This is a genomic window from Bradyrhizobium sp. INPA03-11B (assembly GCF_040446015.1).
In the GTDB taxonomy this organism is placed as follows: Bacteria; Pseudomonadota; Alphaproteobacteria; order Rhizobiales; family Xanthobacteraceae; genus Bradyrhizobium; species Bradyrhizobium macuxiense_A.
This window is the reverse complement of the sequence record NZ_JASGSR010000050.1, coordinates 22,697-39,276: the sequence shown is the minus strand read 5'-3', so window position 1 is coordinate 39,276 and position 16,580 is coordinate 22,697. Positions and strand designations below refer to the sequence as shown.

17 protein-coding genes are annotated in these 16,580 nt (G+C 65.1%); 10 read left to right on the top strand and 7 right to left on the bottom strand.

Features of this window, described 5'->3' with window-relative positions; translation table 11 throughout:
• Positions 1 to 594 precede the first annotated feature (594 nt).
• The gene (locus QMZ05_RS21455) at positions 595 to 2,082 is read right to left on the bottom strand and encodes a DHA2 family efflux MFS transporter permease subunit (protein ID WP_353702545.1); all 1,488 of its coding nucleotides are present in this window, start codon (positions 2,080 to 2,082) and stop codon (positions 595 to 597) included.
• Between the two features lie 261 nt (positions 2,083 to 2,343).
• Between QMZ05_RS21455 and QMZ05_RS21450 the strand changes: the two genes are divergently transcribed.
• From QMZ05_RS21450 to QMZ05_RS21435, 4 genes are all read left to right on the top strand, one after another.
• A complete protein-coding gene (locus QMZ05_RS21450) occupies positions 2,344 to 2,589 on the top strand; it encodes a hypothetical protein (protein ID WP_353702544.1) in 246 nt (81 codons plus the stop codon).
• 192 nt (positions 2,590 to 2,781) lie between these two features.
• A complete protein-coding gene (guaB, locus tag QMZ05_RS21445) occupies positions 2,782 to 4,272 on the top strand; it encodes an IMP dehydrogenase (RefSeq protein ID WP_353702543.1) in 1,491 nt (496 codons plus the stop codon).
• Positions 4,273 to 4,326: 54 nt separating this feature from the next.
• On the top strand, positions 4,327 to 4,884 hold the full coding sequence (locus QMZ05_RS21440) for a (Fe-S)-binding protein (RefSeq protein ID WP_353702542.1): 558 nt from the start codon (positions 4,327 to 4,329) through the stop codon (positions 4,882 to 4,884).
• Entirely contained in the window at positions 4,875 to 5,738 is an 864-nt protein-coding gene (locus QMZ05_RS21435; RefSeq protein ID WP_353702541.1) for a (Fe-S)-binding protein, read from the top strand. The genes QMZ05_RS21440 and QMZ05_RS21435 overlap by 10 nt, the downstream gene beginning before the upstream one ends.
• A gap of 54 nt (positions 5,739 to 5,792) precedes the next feature.
• On the opposite strand, the gene QMZ05_RS21430 is transcribed toward QMZ05_RS21435, so the two are convergent.
• Complete coding sequence (locus tag QMZ05_RS21430; protein WP_353702540.1) at positions 5,793 to 6,551, bottom strand: aldolase/citrate lyase family protein; 759 nt, start codon at positions 6,549 to 6,551, stop codon at positions 5,793 to 5,795.
• Positions 6,552 to 6,662: 111 nt separating this feature from the next.
• Between QMZ05_RS21430 and QMZ05_RS21425 the strand changes: the two genes are divergently transcribed.
• The 3 genes from QMZ05_RS21425 to QMZ05_RS21415 all read left to right on the top strand — a co-directional run bounded on the left by QMZ05_RS21425 (position 6,663) and on the right by QMZ05_RS21415 (position 9,862).
• Positions 6,663 to 8,222 carry a winged helix-turn-helix domain-containing protein gene (locus QMZ05_RS21425; protein WP_353702539.1) on the top strand — a complete coding sequence of 520 codons (1,560 nt, stop codon included), beginning with the start codon at positions 6,663 to 6,665 and terminating at the stop codon, positions 8,220 to 8,222.
• A 161-nt stretch (positions 8,223 to 8,383) separates the two neighbouring features.
• Complete coding sequence (locus QMZ05_RS21420) at positions 8,384 to 9,406, top strand: NADP-dependent oxidoreductase (RefSeq protein WP_353702538.1); 1,023 nt, start codon at positions 8,384 to 8,386, stop codon at positions 9,404 to 9,406.
• A 57-nt stretch (positions 9,407 to 9,463) separates the two neighbouring features.
• On the top strand, positions 9,464 to 9,862 hold the full coding sequence (locus QMZ05_RS21415) for a hypothetical protein (protein ID WP_353702537.1): 399 nt from the start codon (positions 9,464 to 9,466) through the stop codon (positions 9,860 to 9,862).
• Positions 9,863 to 10,064: 202 nt separating this feature from the next.
• Here QMZ05_RS21415 and QMZ05_RS21410 read toward each other — a convergent pair whose 3' ends face one another.
• Positions 10,065 to 10,901, bottom strand: coding sequence for a metallophosphoesterase (locus QMZ05_RS21410; protein ID WP_353702536.1), 837 nt, complete (start codon positions 10,899 to 10,901; stop codon positions 10,065 to 10,067).
• Positions 10,902 to 11,039: 138 nt separating this feature from the next.
• Positions 11,040 to 11,474, bottom strand: coding sequence for a hypothetical protein (locus QMZ05_RS21405; RefSeq protein ID WP_353702535.1), 435 nt, complete (start codon positions 11,472 to 11,474; stop codon positions 11,040 to 11,042).
• Positions 11,475 to 11,631: 157 nt separating this feature from the next.
• Here QMZ05_RS21405 and QMZ05_RS21400 point away from each other — a divergent pair, with 157 nt between their 5' ends.
• Positions 11,632 to 12,054 carry an MAPEG family protein gene (locus QMZ05_RS21400; RefSeq protein WP_353702534.1) on the top strand — a complete coding sequence of 141 codons (423 nt, stop codon included), beginning with the start codon at positions 11,632 to 11,634 and terminating at the stop codon, positions 12,052 to 12,054.
• 22 nt (positions 12,055 to 12,076) lie between these two features.
• Positions 12,077 to 13,375, top strand: coding sequence for an RsmB/NOP family class I SAM-dependent RNA methyltransferase (locus tag QMZ05_RS21395; RefSeq protein WP_353702533.1), 1,299 nt, complete (start codon positions 12,077 to 12,079; stop codon positions 13,373 to 13,375).
• Between the two features lie 155 nt (positions 13,376 to 13,530).
• On the opposite strand, the gene QMZ05_RS21390 is transcribed toward QMZ05_RS21395, so the two are convergent.
• On the bottom strand, positions 13,531 to 14,808 hold the full coding sequence (locus tag QMZ05_RS21390; protein ID WP_353702532.1) for an MFS transporter: 1,278 nt from the start codon (positions 14,806 to 14,808) through the stop codon (positions 13,531 to 13,533).
• A 112-nt stretch (positions 14,809 to 14,920) separates the two neighbouring features.
• Here QMZ05_RS21390 and QMZ05_RS21385 point away from each other — a divergent pair, with 112 nt between their 5' ends.
• Positions 14,921 to 15,373: a helix-turn-helix domain-containing protein gene (locus tag QMZ05_RS21385; RefSeq protein ID WP_353702531.1), complete on the top strand. Its 453-nt coding sequence runs from the start codon at positions 14,921 to 14,923 to the stop codon at positions 15,371 to 15,373.
• 184 nt (positions 15,374 to 15,557) lie between these two features.
• On the opposite strand, the gene QMZ05_RS21380 is transcribed toward QMZ05_RS21385, so the two are convergent.
• Together QMZ05_RS21380 and QMZ05_RS21375 are read right to left on the bottom strand one after the other, a co-directional pair.
• Entirely contained in the window at positions 15,558 to 15,890 is a 333-nt protein-coding gene (locus tag QMZ05_RS21380) for a DHCW motif cupin fold protein (protein ID WP_353702530.1), read from the bottom strand.
• A 191-nt stretch (positions 15,891 to 16,081) separates the two neighbouring features.
• Positions 16,082 to 16,453 (bottom strand): nuclear transport factor 2 family protein, encoded by a 372-nt coding sequence (locus tag QMZ05_RS21375; RefSeq protein WP_353702529.1) that lies wholly within the window; start codon positions 16,451 to 16,453, stop codon positions 16,082 to 16,084.
• Positions 16,454 to 16,580: the final 127 nt, after the last annotated feature.

Below are 16,580 nucleotides of genomic sequence, written 5' to 3'. Positions count from 1 at the left end.
ATGATTTCTGCTGATGCGGCGCCACTGCGTGCCCGCTTGAGCCGAACTGTGCAGGATCGGCGGCGGCACTTCCGTTCGCTTTCTGACTCTCGCGGGGATTTTTTTGCAGGACCCGGCTCAGGCCAACATTTCGGCGTGGTCGATAGGAACCTGGAAAGGACGGCCGGCGTCGAATCCCTGCTCCCGGCGCCCGAGCCCCCCAAGCCCCACCGGGAGAAAATCCCCACTGGATTGGCGGCCTTGGTGCAGCAGCGTTTCGCGCACTGGGGCCGTTTGATGAAAGAAAAAAGTGCTGGCAAAGCGACATTCCCAGGCGCATATCCTGGCAATGGCGACAATTGTTCAATGCAATTGCGGCGCCGAGTACAGACGCACTGAAGAGAAGTTCTTGGTGCCGCACACGGGTGACGCGATCTGCACGGTCTGCGGAGCTGCGCTGGAATCGTGGCTGGAAGCGACCCACGTTCCTACATACGAACTTATTGAACGTCCGGATCGACCAGAGACAACCGGAATGACCGGCCATCCTTAGCGGCCCGGTCGTGACGGACGGCGCGCTTGTACCGTGCCTTCGCGAAGAGCTCGCTCGATCGACTACCCCAGCCGCTGATCCCGCGCGTTCTGGGTGTCTTCGGTCGCGACCTTGACGGCTTCGGCGGCGGCGCGCTTCTCGGCGCCCTTGCGGCTCGAGATATCGATCGCCTTGCGGCCGGCGATTTCGTTGCCGGCGTCGACCGGCATCTGCCAGAAGAACCAGGCCGACGCGGCCGAGATCAGCGAGACCACGATGAAGGCCGGTCCGAACACATCGGCGGAGAGTTCGGTCTGGTGATGCAGCGCCAGCGTGGTTTCGACCGAGAAGGCGCCGACCGCGACGCCCGCAGACACCGCGAGCTGCTGATTGACGCTGACGAGGGTGGTGGCGCGGCTCATCTGCGGCGGCTCGACCTCTGCGTAAGCGACGGTGTTGATCGCGGTGAATTGCAGCGAGCGGAAGAAGCCGCCGACCACCAGGATGGTGAAGATCAGCATCAGCGGCGTCGAGATCGTGAACAGCGCGCAGGCGGCGAGGAAGGCCGAGCTGACCACCGCATTCACCGTCATCATGTTGCGGAAGCCGAAGGCCTTGATGATGCGCGCCGCCAGTGTCTTCATGCCCATGGCGCCGACCGCAGATGCAAACGTCACGAGGCCGGACTGGAACGGCGACAGGCCGAAGCCGACCTGCATCAACAGCGGCAGCAGGAACGGCAGCGCGCCGATGCCGAGCCGGAACATGAAACCGCCGACGATCGACGCCCGCATGGTCGGCAGCCGCAGCAGGCCGAAATCGAGCACCGGCGAACCGGTGCGCCGCGCGTGGATGACGTAGAGCGTCATCGACACCGTGCCGACGCCGACCAATCCGGCGACGATCGGCCACGGCAACAGGTTAAGGCCTGCGACCGACAGCCCGAAGGCGATGCCGGCGAGCCCGATGCCGGCCAGCACCAGTCCCATCAGATCGAAACGCTCGGGGGCCTCGCTCTTGATCGGGTCGATGTATTTCAGCGCCAGGAAGATGCCGAGCAACCCGATCGGAATGTTGATAAGGAAGATCCAGTGCCAGGAGAAGTAGGTGGTGATGAAGCCGCCGAGCGGCGGCCCGATCACCGGGCCTATCAGCGCCGGCACCGTCACCCAGGCCATCGCGTTGACCAGCGCGCTCTTGTCGACCGAGCGTAATAGCACCAATCGCCCAACAGGCGTCATCATCGCCCCGCCGAGGCCTTGCAGGATGCGGGCGAACACGAAATCGGTCACTGAGGACGACAGCGCGCAGCCGATCGAGCCCAGCATGAACACGCCGACGGCGCCGGCAAACACGATGCGGGCGCCGAAGCGGTCCGCCGTCCAGCCGCTCGCCGGAATGAACACCGCGAGCGACAGCAGATAGGACGTGATCGCAAGCTTCAGCGTCAGCGGGCTGGTGCCGATATCGGCGGCGATCGCCGGCAGCGAGGTCGCGATCACCGTGGAGTCCATGTTTTCCATGAACAGGGCAGTGGCCACGATGAGCGGGATCAGGCGTTGTTTGTTCATCAAAATGGGACGGTTGTGCTGAAAAAGGCGGGCGAGGGGGCTGTATCATCCTCCCCCCGGCCACGCTATTGCGGAACCGGCCAAACCACCTAAATCCAGCGTGACGCTGGTATGCATCCGCCCGCGCTCGAGCCCCGTTCCGACAGGGTCGGAACGGGGCTCTGGATTCATGTTTTGACGCGTTTTCTTCACGCGAACCGGTAACCATCCCGGATCAAGTCCGGGACAGGCTTCGCTCGAAAACGCTCTGGAAGGTTCGCCGTGATCTACGTCCTCGCCGCTCTCTTGCCGCCAATCGGGCTGCTCCTGAACGGACAGCCGTTTTCGGCCATCTTCAACCTGGTCCTGATCGTGTTTTGCGCGATTTTGGGGCTGTTTTTCCATGTCTTGCTGCTGGTGCCGTCGACCCATGCGGTCATCGCGGTCCACATGAAGCGGGAGGACCGGCGCCACCGCGAGATGGTCGAGGCGATCCGCCGGTACGGGCCGCCGCAGGGTTATCGCTAAACAGGCTGCCCGGGGGCCGTAAAAAGCCTGTGCATGGCTGGCAAACACTTTGATTCGTCATGCCGCCATGCTATCGACCAGCGTCAACCCCACCGATGGGCACCGATTCGACGGTGACGCAGCGAGCGTCGCCGCAGGCGGCGTTCATCCGTAAGACCCATTGCGGCTGCGGCCGCAGATAAGGAGTTGGCAATGGCCACGGGATTTCCGGCTATCCGAGAAGCCTTCACGTTCGACGATGTGCTTCTGAAGCCCGGTCTGTCGGACGTCCTTCCCTCGGAAGTCGATATCCGCTCGCGCGTCACCCGCGCGATCTCGCTCAACATCCCGATCATGGCGTCCGCGATGGACACCGTCACCGAGGCGCGGATGGCGATCGCGATGGCGCAGGCCGGCGGCCTTGGCGTCATCCACCGCAACTTCGATCCCGACGGCCAGGCCGCGCAGGTGCGGCAGGTGAAGAAGTTCGAATCCGGCATGGTGGTCAATCCGCTGACCATCGGCCCCGACGCGACGCTCGCCGACGCGCTGACCTTGATGAAGGAAAACGGCATCTCCGGCATTCCGGTCGTCACAGGTAGCGCCAAGAATGTGCCGGGCAAGCTGGTCGGCATCCTGACCAACCGCGACGTGCGTTTTGCCAGCGATCCCCGGCAGAAGGTCTCCGAGCTGATGACGCACGAGAACCTCGTCACGGTGCGCGAGGGCGTCGGTCAGGACGAGGCGAAGCGGATGCTGCACAAGCATCGCATCGAGAAGCTGCTGGTTGTCGACGACCAATATCGCTGCGTCGGCCTGATCACCGTGAAGGACATCGAGAAGGCGGTCGCCCATCCGCTCGCATGCAAGGACGCGCAGGGTCGCCTCCGCGTCGCCGCCGCTACCACGGTCGGCGAGACCGGCTATGAGCGCACCGAGCGGCTGATCGATGCCGGCGTCGACGTCGTCGTGGTCGATACCGCGCATGGTCACTCGCGCCATGTGCTCAATGCCGTCAACCGCATCAAGCGGCTCTCCAACGCGGTGCAGGTCGTGGCCGGCAACGTCGCCACCGAAGGCGGCGCGCAGGCCCTGATCGATGCCGGCGCTGATTGCATCAAGGTCGGCATCGGCCCGGGCTCGATCTGCACCACGCGCATCGTCGCCGGCGTCGGCGTACCGCAGCTCACCGCGATCATGGATGCGGTCGCGGCGGCGAAGAAGGCCGACGTGCCCGTGATCGCCGATGGCGGCATCAAATATTCCGGCGACCTCGCCAAGGCGCTTGCCGCCGGCGCCGACATCGCGATGGTCGGCTCGCTGCTCGCCGGCACCGACGAGACGCCCGGCGAAGTCTTCCTGTGGCAGGGCCGCTCCTACAAGGCCTATCGCGGCATGGGCTCGGTCGGCGCGATGGCGCGCGGCTCGGCCGACCGCTACTTCCAGCAGGACATCAAGGACACGCTCAAGCTCGTGCCGGAAGGCATCGAGGGCCAGGTGCCCTACAAGGGCCCGGTCGGCAATGTGATGCATCAGCTCGCCGGCGGTCTCCGCGCCGCGATGGGCTATGTCGGTGCGAAGGACATCAAGGACTTTCACGAGAAAGCCGAGTTCGTCCGCATCACCGGCGCCGGCCTGCGCGAGAGCCACGTCCACGACGTCACCATCACGCGCGAAGCCCCGAACTATCCGGGCGGGGTGTAAACACTGTGTGCGTCATTCCGGGGCGAAGCGAAGCATCGAACCTCAGGTGCGCAATTGCGCACCGGGGAGTCTCGCGATTCCGTGCGCTGTCTGGACCTGATCGCTTTGGACCCTCAAGCCGGAGTTGGCGGAGACGACAGCCTTGACCGACAAGGCCCGAGGGCGCATTTTGCCCTCGATATGATCAGGCTTCCCCCGGCGCGCGCCGAAACCACCGAAGCTTTCCTGATGCAATCCGGCCCGGAGCTTGCCGCGCTGTGCACGGAATGCGGCGCGTGCTTCAACGCCTGCCCGATGGTCGACTACATCGATTTGCGCGGCGCTGATCCCAACATCGTTACAGGTGGATTGCGCCGGTTGGCGAGCGGTGAGGCCGCTCCGGACCAAACGGTGGCCTGGGTCGGCGCCTGCACCAAGAGCGGCCAGTGCGTCGATGCCTGCCCGCAAAAGGCCGCGGGGCTTGACGCCATGCTGCTGATCCGGATCGCCAAGCAACGCGCGATCAACGACACGCGCCAACTGCGCGCCAAGCAGGATCCCTCGTATTTCCCGCGTATCAAGACCTTCGCGCGGCTCCAGCTCAGCGATGAGGAGCTTGAGACATGGCTGTAAGCGACAATCGCGTCACGTTCTGGTTCGGCTGCAACATGCTGCGCCACGCCGAAATGATCCGGCTGTCCATTATGCTGCTGGAGCGTGCAGGCTACGATGTCCGCGCCGCTGGCGGCCCGGCCTACTGCTGCGGCACCGCCCACGACCATCAACCGCATGCGGCGAGCAACATGGCGGGCCGGACCGTCGGCCGCTTCAATGAAGCCGTCGCGAAGGACGATCGCGGCACTGTCGTGACCTGGTGTCCCTCGTGCCACATGCATATGTCCGACATCATGGCGCCGGGCAACACGGTTGCGTTCGATATTGCGCACATTTCCGAATTGCTGGCAGCATCAATCGATCGGCTGGCGCCGCTGTTGACCGTGCCGGTGCCGCGCCGCGTGCTGCTGCACCGGCATCTCGGGTTTTCAACCCACGTGCCGATCAACGATCGGATTGCCAGCATCTTGTCGCGAATACCGGGGCTCGAACTGATCGATGGACCTGCGGTACCCGGCCACATGTGCAGCGGCATTGCTGCCGTGCCAGGCGCGCTGAAGAAGGTGATGGGCGTGACCTGGTCGGCGGCGGTCGCAAATCGCGCTGACACCGTGTGCACGATCTTTCATCCATGCCATCGCGAATTCGCAGCGCTCGACGGTCGCGACAACATAGGGGTCAGGAACTGGGTTCAGCTCGTTGCCGAGGCAATGGGGATCGAAGCCAGCGACGCCTATGTTGGCTGGCGCAATGGCGCCGCGCCCGATATCGCGGCCATCGAGCGTGCCGAGCCATCGCGCTATCAAGCGCTGATTGAACCTGAACTGCGCGCGCCGCCGTTGCTCGCGGCCTCCGCAACTGTGCCGGAGTAACGAGCCGGCACGAGGTTGCATAAGGACCAGAAATGAACTTTGCCGTTCGGGTCTCTAGGCGCGCGCCCACTCAGCCGCCTGCCGCACGTGCTGTTTGAGCATCAGCACGTCGAACCCATGGACGAGGATGCGATGGCCGCGACGAAGATTGCCTTGCGTCTGCTCCTTCGTGAGCGCGGCCGCACCGAGCGCGATACCGGCCTTCATCACCGCTTGCTCCACATGATTCACCGCGTCAAGCAGGATCGGCGCGTCAAACCTGCCCGGCACGCCGAGCTCGGTCGACAGGTCGAACGTTGCGATGATCATGTAGTCGATGCCATCGACCCTGCAGATGTCTTCGATGTTGTCGACGGCGGCCTTGGTCTCGATCAGCAGGCCGCACACGATCTCGGGTCCGCGCTTGGGCAGGTAGTCGTGCAACTCGACGCCCCAGCGCGAGTGCGCAATGAACGGGCCCCAACCGCGCCGTCCGTGCGGCGGGTAGCGCGTCAGGGCGACGCACTCGGCGGCCTCCGCGGCGGTGCGCACCAGCGGAAACATCACCCCCTCGGCGCCGGCGTCGAGCGCGGGCTTCACGTATGCCTCGTCGCGTTTGGCGACGCGCACCCATGGCGAGCAGGCCATGCCGGCAGTCGCAGCGACCATCGCATGGAGATTTTCCATACCGGTCGGAGCATGCTCCTGATCTATCACGAGCCAATCAGCGCCTGCTGCGGCGATGGCCTGTGTCACCACGGCGGACGGGATCAGGCAAAGGAATCCGCCTAGCAGGTCCTTGGTCTTGTGGATACGATCCTTCATGCTGCTCATCGCCGTGCTCCATGGCCATGCGAAGGTGGTTGACGCAGTGTCCGCCGTTCGGGGCCTGAAGTCATGAAATGACGCTGAAGAATTTCGGAAATGGTGTTGAATCGAGCGGTTATGGCGACGAACTATCGGTTTGGGTCGTTTCTCCTTGATGCGGATTCGGAGGTCCTGTTCCGCGGCACCGAGGTAATCGCGCTCGGACGGCGGCCCGTCGCCTTGTTGCGTGTGCTCGTGCAGCATGCCGGGGCGCCAGTTTCCAAGGATGCGCTAATGGCCGCTGCGTGGAGCGGACTTGTTGTCGAGGAGAGCAACCTGCCGGTGCAAATCGCCGCGCTGCGGCGGGTGCTGGCCGAGGAGCCAGGCGGCGAGACCTGGATCGAGACGTTGCCTCGCCGTGGCTACCGCTTCGCCGGTCCGGTGGCTGCCGTCCAGCACGACCGCGGAATGCCGGCCACGACTGCGGCCGCAGCGCGGGTCGCAGGCGATCCGCCAGGCGAGCAGCCGTCGATCGCGGTGCTGCCGTTCGTGAACCTGACTGGCGCCGGCGATCAGCAGCATTTCGGCGACGCCGTTGCCGACGACATTATCACGGCGCTGACGCGCTTCCGCTGGTTCTTCGTCGTCGCGCGCCAGTCGAGCTTTGCTTTCCGAGATTCCACGATCGATGTACGGGAGATCGCGAGCCGGCTCGGCGTGCGCTACGTGCTGGAGGGAAGCCACCGTCAGTCGGGGAAGCGTGTCCGGATCACCGCGCAGCTTATCGACGCCGCGAGTGGCAGCCACATCTGGGCTGAGCGCTACGAGCGCGACATCGCTGACATCTTCGCAATCCAAGACGACATTGCCGACAGCGTAGTCGGCGCGATCGAGCCGGAACTGCTCAAGAAGGAGTCGCATGTGAGTGTCGCGTGCGTTGGCGATATGACAGCATGGGATCTCGTGCGGCGGGGTGTGTGGTATTTCCACCACGTCGCGCCGGAGACGCACGCACAGGCGCGCGATCTGTTCCGCGCGGCCGCAAAGCTCGAGCCGCAGTCGCCCGATCCGCACATCTGGCTTGCCCGCGTGTCGGGCGGGATTGTGCTCTGGGGTTGGAGCCAGGAGCCTGAGGCCGTTTGCCAGGAGGGTCTCAGCGCCGCGCTGACCGCGATCAGCCTCGACGAGAAGAATCCCTATGCCCATTACGGCCTGGCGATCACAAGCTGCGGCGCGAACCGTCTGGAGCAGGCCGAGCGCGCTGCAGAGCGAGCGATAGCGCTCAGCCCGAGCTTCGCGCTCGGCTATCTCGTCCGCGGCATGGCGACGCTCTATCTCGGCAAGGCGGAGGAGGCCAAGTCAGCGCTGCAGCACGGGCTGCGACTCAATTCGCACGATCCGCACAATTTCGTCTGGTTCGATCTGTTCGCGCTCGCGCACCTGTTCACAGGCCAAATCGACCGTGCCGCCGAGGCTGCGACGCAGGCCCTGAAGATTCGGCCGAACTCGCGTCTCACGCTCGAAGTCATGGCAATATGTCGCGCCGCGAGCGGACAGACGAATGAAGCCCGACAGTGCCTGGCGGCCGCCCGTCAGGTCTCAGCCCACCCCATGGCGATTCTTGCTCCCCTCAGGGCGCGCAATCCGGAATGGCACCGGGAGATCGAACGGCTGCTTCACAAAGCCAGAGAAGGCTGACGCAAACGGCGTCATTCGGGCATGCCCGAACAAGCCGCGCAAGTATTTCAAACAGCGTTTCAAACAAGCGCGCACGAAAAGAGCAAATCCATCTCCCTTGCAGGGAACTGGATTGCATGACTACGTGTGCGCCACGAACAATTACCTCAAGAGGAAAAATCATGTCCCAAGGAAAGCGCATCGTTCTGGCCTCGCGCCCGCATGGCGAGCCCACGCCGGCCAATTTCAGGCTCGAAGATTACGCGCCGCCGACACCGGGCGCGGGCGAGGTCCTGCTCCGCACCATCTGGCTGTCGCTCGATCCCTATATGCGCGGCCGCATGGCCGACGGGCCGTCCTATGCCGCGCCGGTGCCGGTCGGCGGCGTGATGGAGGGCGGCACGGTGAGCGAGGTGATCGCCTCCAACAATCCCGGCTTTGCCAAGGGCGATATCGTGCTGTCGCGCGCAGGCTGGCAGACGCATGTGCTGTCCGACGGCAAGGGCCTCGCCAAGATCGACCCGAAGATCGCGCCGATCTCGACTGCGGTCGGTGTGCTTGGCATGCCCGGCATGACCGCCTATACGGGACTGCTCGAGATCGGCAAGCCGCAAGCGGGTGAAACCGTGGTGGTGGCGGCCGCATCCGGCGCGGTCGGCTCGGCGGTCGGCCAGATCGCCAAGATCAAGGGCGCGCGTGCGATCGGCATTGCCGGCGGCAAGGATAAGTGCGCCTACGTCAAGAACGAGCTCGGCTTCGACGAGTGCCTCGATCATCGTGATCCCAATCTCGCCGCCAAGCTGAAGGAGGCCTGCCCAAAGGGCATCGATGTCTATTTCGAGAATGTCGGCGGCGCGGTGTTCGACGCGGTGTTTCCGCTGCTCAATGCGTTCGCGCGGATCCCGGTCTGCGGCCTGATCGCGCATTACAACGACACTGAAGCGCATGCGCCGAAATGGGCCGGCGCGATGATGCGCAACATCCTGACCAAGCGGCTGACCTTCCGCGGCTTCATCGTCAGCGACTTCGCCGCCATGCATGGCGACTTCCTGCGCGACATGTCGCAGTGGGTGCGCGAGGGCAAGGTCAAGTACAAGGAGTTCGTGACCGAGGGCCTGGACAGCGCGCCGGAGGCCTTCATGGGCCTGCTCAAGGGCGCCAATTTCGGCAAGCAGCTGGTCCGGGTCGGGCCCGACAAGGCTTGAGCGCATAGCGTTTTCGAGCGAAGCGGGTACCGCTTCGCGTCAAGAAAATGCGTCAAAATGGGGCTTTCCAGCTCCCATTCCGCGCAACAAAGTATCAAAAACGCAACATTGGCGGGCTTTTGGGGGCATTCCGGCCCCCATTTGCTTGACGGGGACCCGGAGCAGTTGATTCAATATGGCTATATTTCAGGTGTAGCCATGGTTTTTGAAGCTATTGTTTTCGGGGTCATTATTCTCGCCGTCGGCTATTGGGCGACGATGTTCGTCATGGGCCGCCGTGACGACGTCCTGCATGGAAAATTCGTCGAGGAGGAGCCGGCCGCCGAGCCGCCGCGCCTCATGCGACCCACGCCTCGCGTGCGGCCCGCGCCGGCAGCGCCGCAACCGAACAAGGACTCGCTGCAGGCGCTGCTCACCGTCATCAAGCGGGACCTCCACGACGCCGCGCGGAGCTGATGCGCGGAGCCGGGTGCACACCGCTCCATCCACGTCATTGCGAGGAGCTCGCGACAAAATTGCAAAGCAATTTTGCGCTGAAGCGACGAAGCAATCCATTTGCCCGCTTGCGGCGCGATGGATTGCTTCGCGGAGCCTGTCATCCGGCGGCGCTTCGCGCCGACCGGGTGGCTCGCAATGACGGTGGCAAGGAGTCTCGCCGTTAGGCCGGCTCCTTGCCGAGCAGCATGTCCAGATCGACATCGACCTGGCCCTTGGCCCTGACGTGGCGGACCTCGAAGCTGTCCGGCTGGAAGCGGTACTCGACAAGACCGACTTCCTTGACGCCGATCACTTCCTGCCGCGCATCGGAAATGATGAAGCCGGCCGAGGGCGTCCAGATGTGCCGGACATGCTCGAACGTGTAGTCGCGGCGCTGGTGCACATGGCCGCTGCCGACCAGGCGCCAATCGACCTTGCCGAACATCTCGATCAGGCGGCGGCGCGCCGGCTGCGGCACGTAGCGGATCGCGGTCTCGACGCGCTCGGCATCGTAGGGCACGTCGAGATAGAGCGGCTTGTGCACGAACAGCGCGACCGGCCGGCCGACGGCCTTGTCGAGCGTGCCTGCGAGCCAGTCGAACTGCTCGGCCTCGCTGTCGAGGCCGGTGTTCATGATCAGCGAATTGAGGCCGATGAAGCACCAGCCGGCGGCGTCGAAATGCCAGCGGTCCTCGCCGAGCACCGAGGTGAAGGCGCCGCGCGTTTGTTCGGTCGGCAGTTGCGCCGGCACCGGGCCGACCGCGGTCGGATTGTCGCCGATGTCGTGATTGCCCGGCAGATAGAGGCAATCGATCGGCAGCGCGTTGTGCAGCTCCTTGGCAAACATCATGTCGTCGCGGCTGGTCGGCCCGTCGAACGAGACGTCGCCGGAGTTGAGCAGGAGATCGGGACGCGTCGCATCGATGTGCTCGCTGACGCGATGAAAGTTGTCGACGAGCGGCTTGAAGCGGCGCGCGAGGTGGGTGTCGGAGATTTGGGTCAGGCGAAACTGGGGCATGCATCGCTCCTTTCGCCGCGAGGATAGGTCGGCGCGAAGTCGGAACGATGACGATTTCGTCGACTTATTCGCCACCCCGTTTGATGCGTTGTTTGATGTCTTGTTTGAAGAGTCTTGCTTGAAGCGTTGGCGTCGGCCCTAGATCGCGAGCTGCATGATCGAAGGCGTCGGCGCGGCAGCCGGACCGACGCGGCTTCCGAGCAGTCCGGTGTTGGAATTTGTTCCCGTCACGGCCGGCTGTGCGTCGAGCCCAAGATAGGCCAGCGCATCGTGGCCCATGTCGTAGGCCGCAAAGCCAAGCAGGGCGAGCAGCAGCGCCGCGGCGAGGGAGTGCCTGACGATGTCGCGCGTCGAGCGATAACCGCAGCGGAAATAGACCGAGAACAGGACCGCGACGAGGAGCGCTGCGGCGACGCCGGCGAGCCCCGACATCACCATGCCGAGCCCGCCATCCGCCGAATCGTCGAACCAGCCGATGCCGGGGTCGATCACCTTCAGCAGGGAGCTGAGGAGATCGCCGAGGGACGCCGCCGCCAGGGCCGCGCCGTCGAGGATCGGGGTGATGATGCGCATCGCGCCATCCCTGGGAACTGAAACCGCCATTGGTCCCGGGAGTTGGTCAGCCGGGCTCGGATGATGGTTCAACGGGTTACCGCGTACGCTTCATTGTCAGGGCCGCGGGCGGCGGCTAAGAGGGCGGCCGGGTGCCCGCGGCCGAGGGAGATTCTCGATGTCGGTTCAAATGGTTCTATTGCCGGTCTTCATCCAGATTGGGCTGACCTTCGCGCTGTTGTTCGCGATGGCGACGGCGCGCACGCGGACGCTGGCGAGCGGCGAGACCCGGATGAAGGATATCGCGCTGCGCGAGCCCAACTGGCCCGCCCGCGCCACCCAGTTCGCCAACTGCTTTGCCAACCAGTTCGAGCTGCCGGTGCTGTTCTATGTCCTGATCGCCATTGCGCTGCCGCTGCGCCGTGCCGATCTGTTCATCGTGCTGATGTCCTGGGTGTTCGTGGTGACGCGGTTTGCCCATGCCGGGGTGTTCGTCACCTCCAACGACGTGCGGCCGCGCTCGCTCGCCTGGTTCGCCGGCGTGCTGGTGCTGGCGGCGATGTGGCTGTATTTCGCGCTCAGACTGCTGCTGCTGATCTGATGCGCCCAACCGAAAGAGATCAATGACCCCCGCTGCCCGGCTCACCGCCGCGATCGAACTGATCGCCACCATCGACGCACAGCGCATTCCTGCGGCGAAAGCGCTGAAGGAATGGGGCACCGCGCACCGCTATGCCGGCTCCGGCGATCGCGCCGCGATCTCCGGCCTGATCTGGGACGTGCTGCGCCGGCAATCCTCGGCGGCCTGGTTGATGCAGGACGACAGCGCCCGGTCGCGTGTGCTCGGCATGCTCAAGCTCGAGCGCGGCATGGATATCCCGACCATCTCGGCGCTGTGCGATGGCGGCCGCTTCGCGCCGGATCCGCTGACCGCGGCCGAGGAGGCTGCATTGGCCTCGCGCACGCTCAAGGATGCGCCGGCCCACGTCGCGGGCGACTATCCGGACTGGCTCGACCCGCATCTCGCCAAGGTGTTCGGTGATGACCGCGCCGCGGAAGCGACCGCGATGGCGAGCCGCGCGCCGCTCGATCTGCGCGTCAACACGTTGCGCGGCAAGCGCGAGAAGGTGCTGCCGCGGCTGTCGCATCTCGGCGCCAGGGAAACGCCGTGGTCGCCGCTCGGCCTGCGTATCGAGCTCGGCGCCGACGCCCGCAATCCCGGCATCCATGCCGAGGAGGATTTCATCAAGGGCGCCATCGAGGTTCAGGACGAGGGCTCGCAGCTCGCCGCGTTGTTCTCGGCGGCAAAGCCCGGCGAGCAGGTGATCGACCTCTGCGCCGGCGCCGGCGGCAAGACGCTGGCGATTGCAGCTCAGATGCAAGGCAAGGGCCGGCTGATCGCGACCGACAGCGACAAGCGCCAACTCGCGCCGATCCATGAACGGCTGTCGCGCGCCGGCGTGCACAATTGCGATGTCCGCACGCCGCGCGGCGAGGAGGAGGTGCTGTCCGACATCAAGGCCTCAGCCGACCTCGTGCTGATCGATGCGCCGTGCACCGGTACCGGCACCTGGCGCCGCAATCCCGACGCCAAATGGCGGATGCGCCCCGGCGCGCTCGAGGTGCGGCTGAAGGACCAGGCCGAGGTGCTGGAGCGCGCGGTGCCGCTGGTGAAGGCCGGCGGCCGCATCGCCTACATCACCTGCTCGGTGCTGGCGGAGGAGAACGGCGAGCAGGTCAGGGCATTCATCGCGCGGCATCCGGAGTTTTCCGCGCAGCCGCCGGAGCAGACCGCATCGGTGCTGTGGGACAAGGCCGAGGCGTTTGGAGAGGCCGCGCTGCAATCAGCGGAAGGCCTGCTGATGACGCCGCGCCGCACCGGCACGGACGGGTTCTTCGTCTCGGTGCTGAAGAAGGCGTGACGCTTTCTCCGCCGTCATTGCGAGGAGCGAAGCGACGAAGCAATCCATGGCTCCGCATATGCGGCACGATGGATTGCTTCGCGGAGCCTGTCATCCGGCGGCGCTTCGCGCCGACCGGGTGGCTCGCAATGACGGGGCGGGCAGTGTGCCAACTGCTATGACGCAGCCGAGCACGTGCCCACACGCACCGGCGTTCTGCTCACCACGATCACCCAGAACAGCAACGCGACGGCGCTGATCGCGGCGCCCAGCACGCAGACGCCGATCCAGCCGGTCGCCGCGTAGGCCATCGTCGAGCTGATCGCGCCGAAGCCGGTGCCGATCGAATAGAACACCATGTAGCCGCCGACCAGCCGGCTCGCGGCCTCGGGGCGCGCGGCGACGATCAGGCTCTGGCTGGTGACGTGGATCGCCTGCACCGCGAAGTCGATCATCAGCACACCAACCACCACCAGCCATAGCGACGTGTTGAGGCAGGCGATCGGCACCCAGCCGGCCAGCATCAAGAGCAGCGATAATCCGGTGGTGCGCTGGCCCCAGCCGCGATCGGCGAGCTGGCCGGAATTACGCGCCGCCAGCGCGCCGGCAAGGCCCGCGATCCCGAGCATGCCGATGGTGGTGTGCGACAGCGACAGTGGGGGTGCAGCGAGCGGCAGCACGACCGAACTCCAGAACACGCTGAAGCTTGCGAAGATCAGGAGCGCGAACACCGCGCGCTCGCGCAACACCCGTTCCTCGGCGAATAGCGCGACCGTCGAGCGCAGCAGTTTTGCATAGGACGATCCGGCCATCGGCTGCGGCGCATGCCGCGGCAGCGCGCGCGCCAGCAGCGCCGCCAGCACCAGCGTCAGCGCAGCGGAAGTGAGATAGACCACGCGCCAGCCGGCGAGATCGGCCAGCGCGCCGGCGGCAAAACGCGCCAGCAGGATACCCGACACCACGCCGCTGGTGACGGTGCCGATGGTGCGGCCGCGGTCGGCGGGGGCCGCCAGTGTCGCGGCGTAGGCGACCAGCACCTGGATCACGACCGCAAGCAGCCCGACCAGCACCATGCCGGCGAGCAGCACGGCAGCATTCGGCGCGGTGCCGACGAGGGCGAGCGTGAGCGCCGACAGCACGGTCTGGCCGACGATCAGCCTGCGGCGGTCCCAGAGATCGCCGAGCGGCACGATCAGCATCAGCCCGAAGGCGTAGCCGATTTGCGTCAGTGTCACGACGCCGCCGATCACCGCGGGCGTGATGGCAAGATCCCGCGCCATGGTGTCGAGCAGCGGCTGCGCGAAATAGATGTTGGCGACGCTGAGCCCGCAGGCGACCGCGAACAGCAGCACGACGGCGGGCGGGAGAGCGCCTGCCGTCGTGTGGCCCGCCCTGTCATCCGCCGTGTTGGCCTCCTTGGCCGGTGAGGCCTCTGCCATGGTCTGGTTCGTCATCTTGCCTCTGCTGTATCTGCAATCTGGTCTTATGATGAGACCAGTTGCGTCGAACGCTGTCTAGTCCTATTTTAAGACCAGTTCGGAATCGTGATCGAGGAGGAGGGCCGCGATGAAGCGGACCGGTTTCGCCAAGGCGGACTGCCCGGTGGCGCGCGCGCTGGATGCGATCGGCGACTGGTGGTCGCTGTTGATCGTGCGCGACGCGTTCGACGGCCTGCGCCGGTTCGGCGACTTCCAGAAGAATCTCGGCATCGCCAAGGGCATGTTGACGACTCGGCTGCGCACGCTGATCGAGCTCGGCGTGCTCGAGCAGGTCGCGGCGTCCGATGGCAGCGCCTATCAGGAATATGTGCTGACGAAGCGGGGCCACGACCTGTTCCCGATCGTGGTGGGTCTCAGGCAATGGGGCGAAGCGCATCTCTACGCGCGCGGCGAGGCGCATTCGGTGCTGCTGGACCAGGCCGGGCAGGCGGTCGGCCAACTCGTCCTGCCGTCGAAGAGCGGCAAGCCGCTGGGCTGGGCGGATACGAAGGTGAAGAAAGTTGGCGCGCGCCTGCGATGAGCGCCGAGCTCTCTCCACGTCATTGCGAGGAGCGAAGCGACGAAGCAATCCATCGTTCAGCATATGCGGACAAATGGATTGCTTCGCTTTGCTCGCAATGACGGGGATGGAGTCGGGCTGTCGCCCTTCGAGACGGTCGCTTCGCGACCTCCTCAGGGTGACGGGAGAGAGTTTAAGTACCGCTTCAATCCACAATGAACAGCGTCGCGCCGGTCGCCGTCGACGAACGGTGCGCGGCGTCGCCGAAATCGGAGACCTGGTAGCTCATGCCGGGCTTCAGCGTGAATCTGCGGCCGTCGCGCAGCTCGGTGTCGAGTTCGCCGCTGACGACGTAGAGCACATGGCCGCGGTCGCACCAGTGGTCGGCGAGATAGCCCGGCGAATACTCGACCATCCGTACGCGGAGATCGCCGATGTTGAGCGTGCGCCACAGCGCTTGCCCGGTCTCGCCGGGATGTACTGAAGGCTCGACGTTGCTCCAGTCGGTGACGGTGAAGGGCAGGGTCGGGATTTTCATCGGAGCGTTGTCCTGAAGTTTTGATCATTCTACGCGTTTGCATCCACAAACGCAGGCGTCATCCTGAGGTGCGCGTCGAGCGGTGCGGAAGCAGCGCTCGGCGAGCCTCGAAGGATGGTTGGAGCCGGGCCGTCGCCCTTCGAGACGCACTACGCGCTCCTCAGGGTGACGGGTGACTGCACGTGACCACCTCAATGCACCAGATGGTTCGCCGAACCTTGCCGGATCTTGCCCTGATCATCGAGCCGCAGATACTCGCAGATCTTCTTGCCGCGCTCGTTCTGGTAGAACACCACGACGCTGTCGGGCGAGACATAGAGATCGATCAGCTCGAAATGCAGCTCCGGCAGTTTCGCCAGCGCCGCACTCCAATAGGCGCGCAGCTGGGCCTTGCCGCGCACGGTGCCGGACGCGCCGAAGCCGAACGCCGGGATCCGGTCCGAGGTCATCTCGGTATCTTCCGAATACATCGCCAGCACGCGCTCGAGGTCGCGCGCGTTCCAGGCGGCGACCCAGTCATGGCCGAGCGCGGTGAGGCGGGACGGGTCGTGAAAATCGGGCATCGGTTTCCTCCATGGTGGTTATGGTCAAATTAGGTCAATAATACTGACCTATATCGATTTGTCCATGCCCAAAGAAGAATGTGGGCGCAACGCTGGCCGCGGTTGCGGGGGCGGGCGCTGTCGCGTA

Coding starts and splice junctions, on each gene's coding strand:
- QMZ05_RS21405 (WP_353702535.1), bottom strand. CDS start 11,474: ATGCGCATCATCACCCCGATCCTCGACGGCGCGGCCCTGGCGGCGGCG.
- QMZ05_RS21455 (WP_353702545.1), bottom strand. CDS start 2,082: ATGAACAAACAACGCCTGATCCCGCTCATCGTGGCCACTGCCCTGTTC.
- guaB (WP_353702543.1), top strand. CDS start 2,782: ATGGCCACGGGATTTCCGGCTATCCGAGAAGCCTTCACGTTCGACGAT.
- QMZ05_RS21375 (WP_353702529.1), bottom strand. CDS start 16,453: ATGCCCGATTTTCACGACCCGTCCCGCCTCACCGCGCTCGGCCATGAC.
- QMZ05_RS21420 (WP_353702538.1), top strand. CDS start 8,384: ATGTCCCAAGGAAAGCGCATCGTTCTGGCCTCGCGCCCGCATGGCGAG.
- QMZ05_RS21390 (WP_353702532.1), bottom strand. CDS start 14,808: ATGACGAACCAGACCATGGCAGAGGCCTCACCGGCCAAGGAGGCCAAC.
- QMZ05_RS21435 (WP_353702541.1), top strand. CDS start 4,875: ATGGCTGTAAGCGACAATCGCGTCACGTTCTGGTTCGGCTGCAACATG.
- QMZ05_RS21400 (WP_353702534.1), top strand. CDS start 11,632: ATGTCGGTTCAAATGGTTCTATTGCCGGTCTTCATCCAGATTGGGCTG.
- QMZ05_RS21425 (WP_353702539.1), top strand. CDS start 6,663: ATGGCGACGAACTATCGGTTTGGGTCGTTTCTCCTTGATGCGGATTCG.
- QMZ05_RS21410 (WP_353702536.1), bottom strand. CDS start 10,901: ATGCCCCAGTTTCGCCTGACCCAAATCTCCGACACCCACCTCGCGCGC.
- QMZ05_RS21380 (WP_353702530.1), bottom strand. CDS start 15,890: ATGAAAATCCCGACCCTGCCCTTCACCGTCACCGACTGGAGCAACGTC.
- QMZ05_RS21385 (WP_353702531.1), top strand. CDS start 14,921: ATGAAGCGGACCGGTTTCGCCAAGGCGGACTGCCCGGTGGCGCGCGCG.
- QMZ05_RS21415 (WP_353702537.1), top strand. CDS start 9,464: ATGGGGCTTTCCAGCTCCCATTCCGCGCAACAAAGTATCAAAAACGCA.
- QMZ05_RS21430 (WP_353702540.1), bottom strand. CDS start 6,551: ATGAGCAGCATGAAGGATCGTATCCACAAGACCAAGGACCTGCTAGGC.
- QMZ05_RS21395 (WP_353702533.1), top strand. CDS start 12,077: ATGACCCCCGCTGCCCGGCTCACCGCCGCGATCGAACTGATCGCCACC.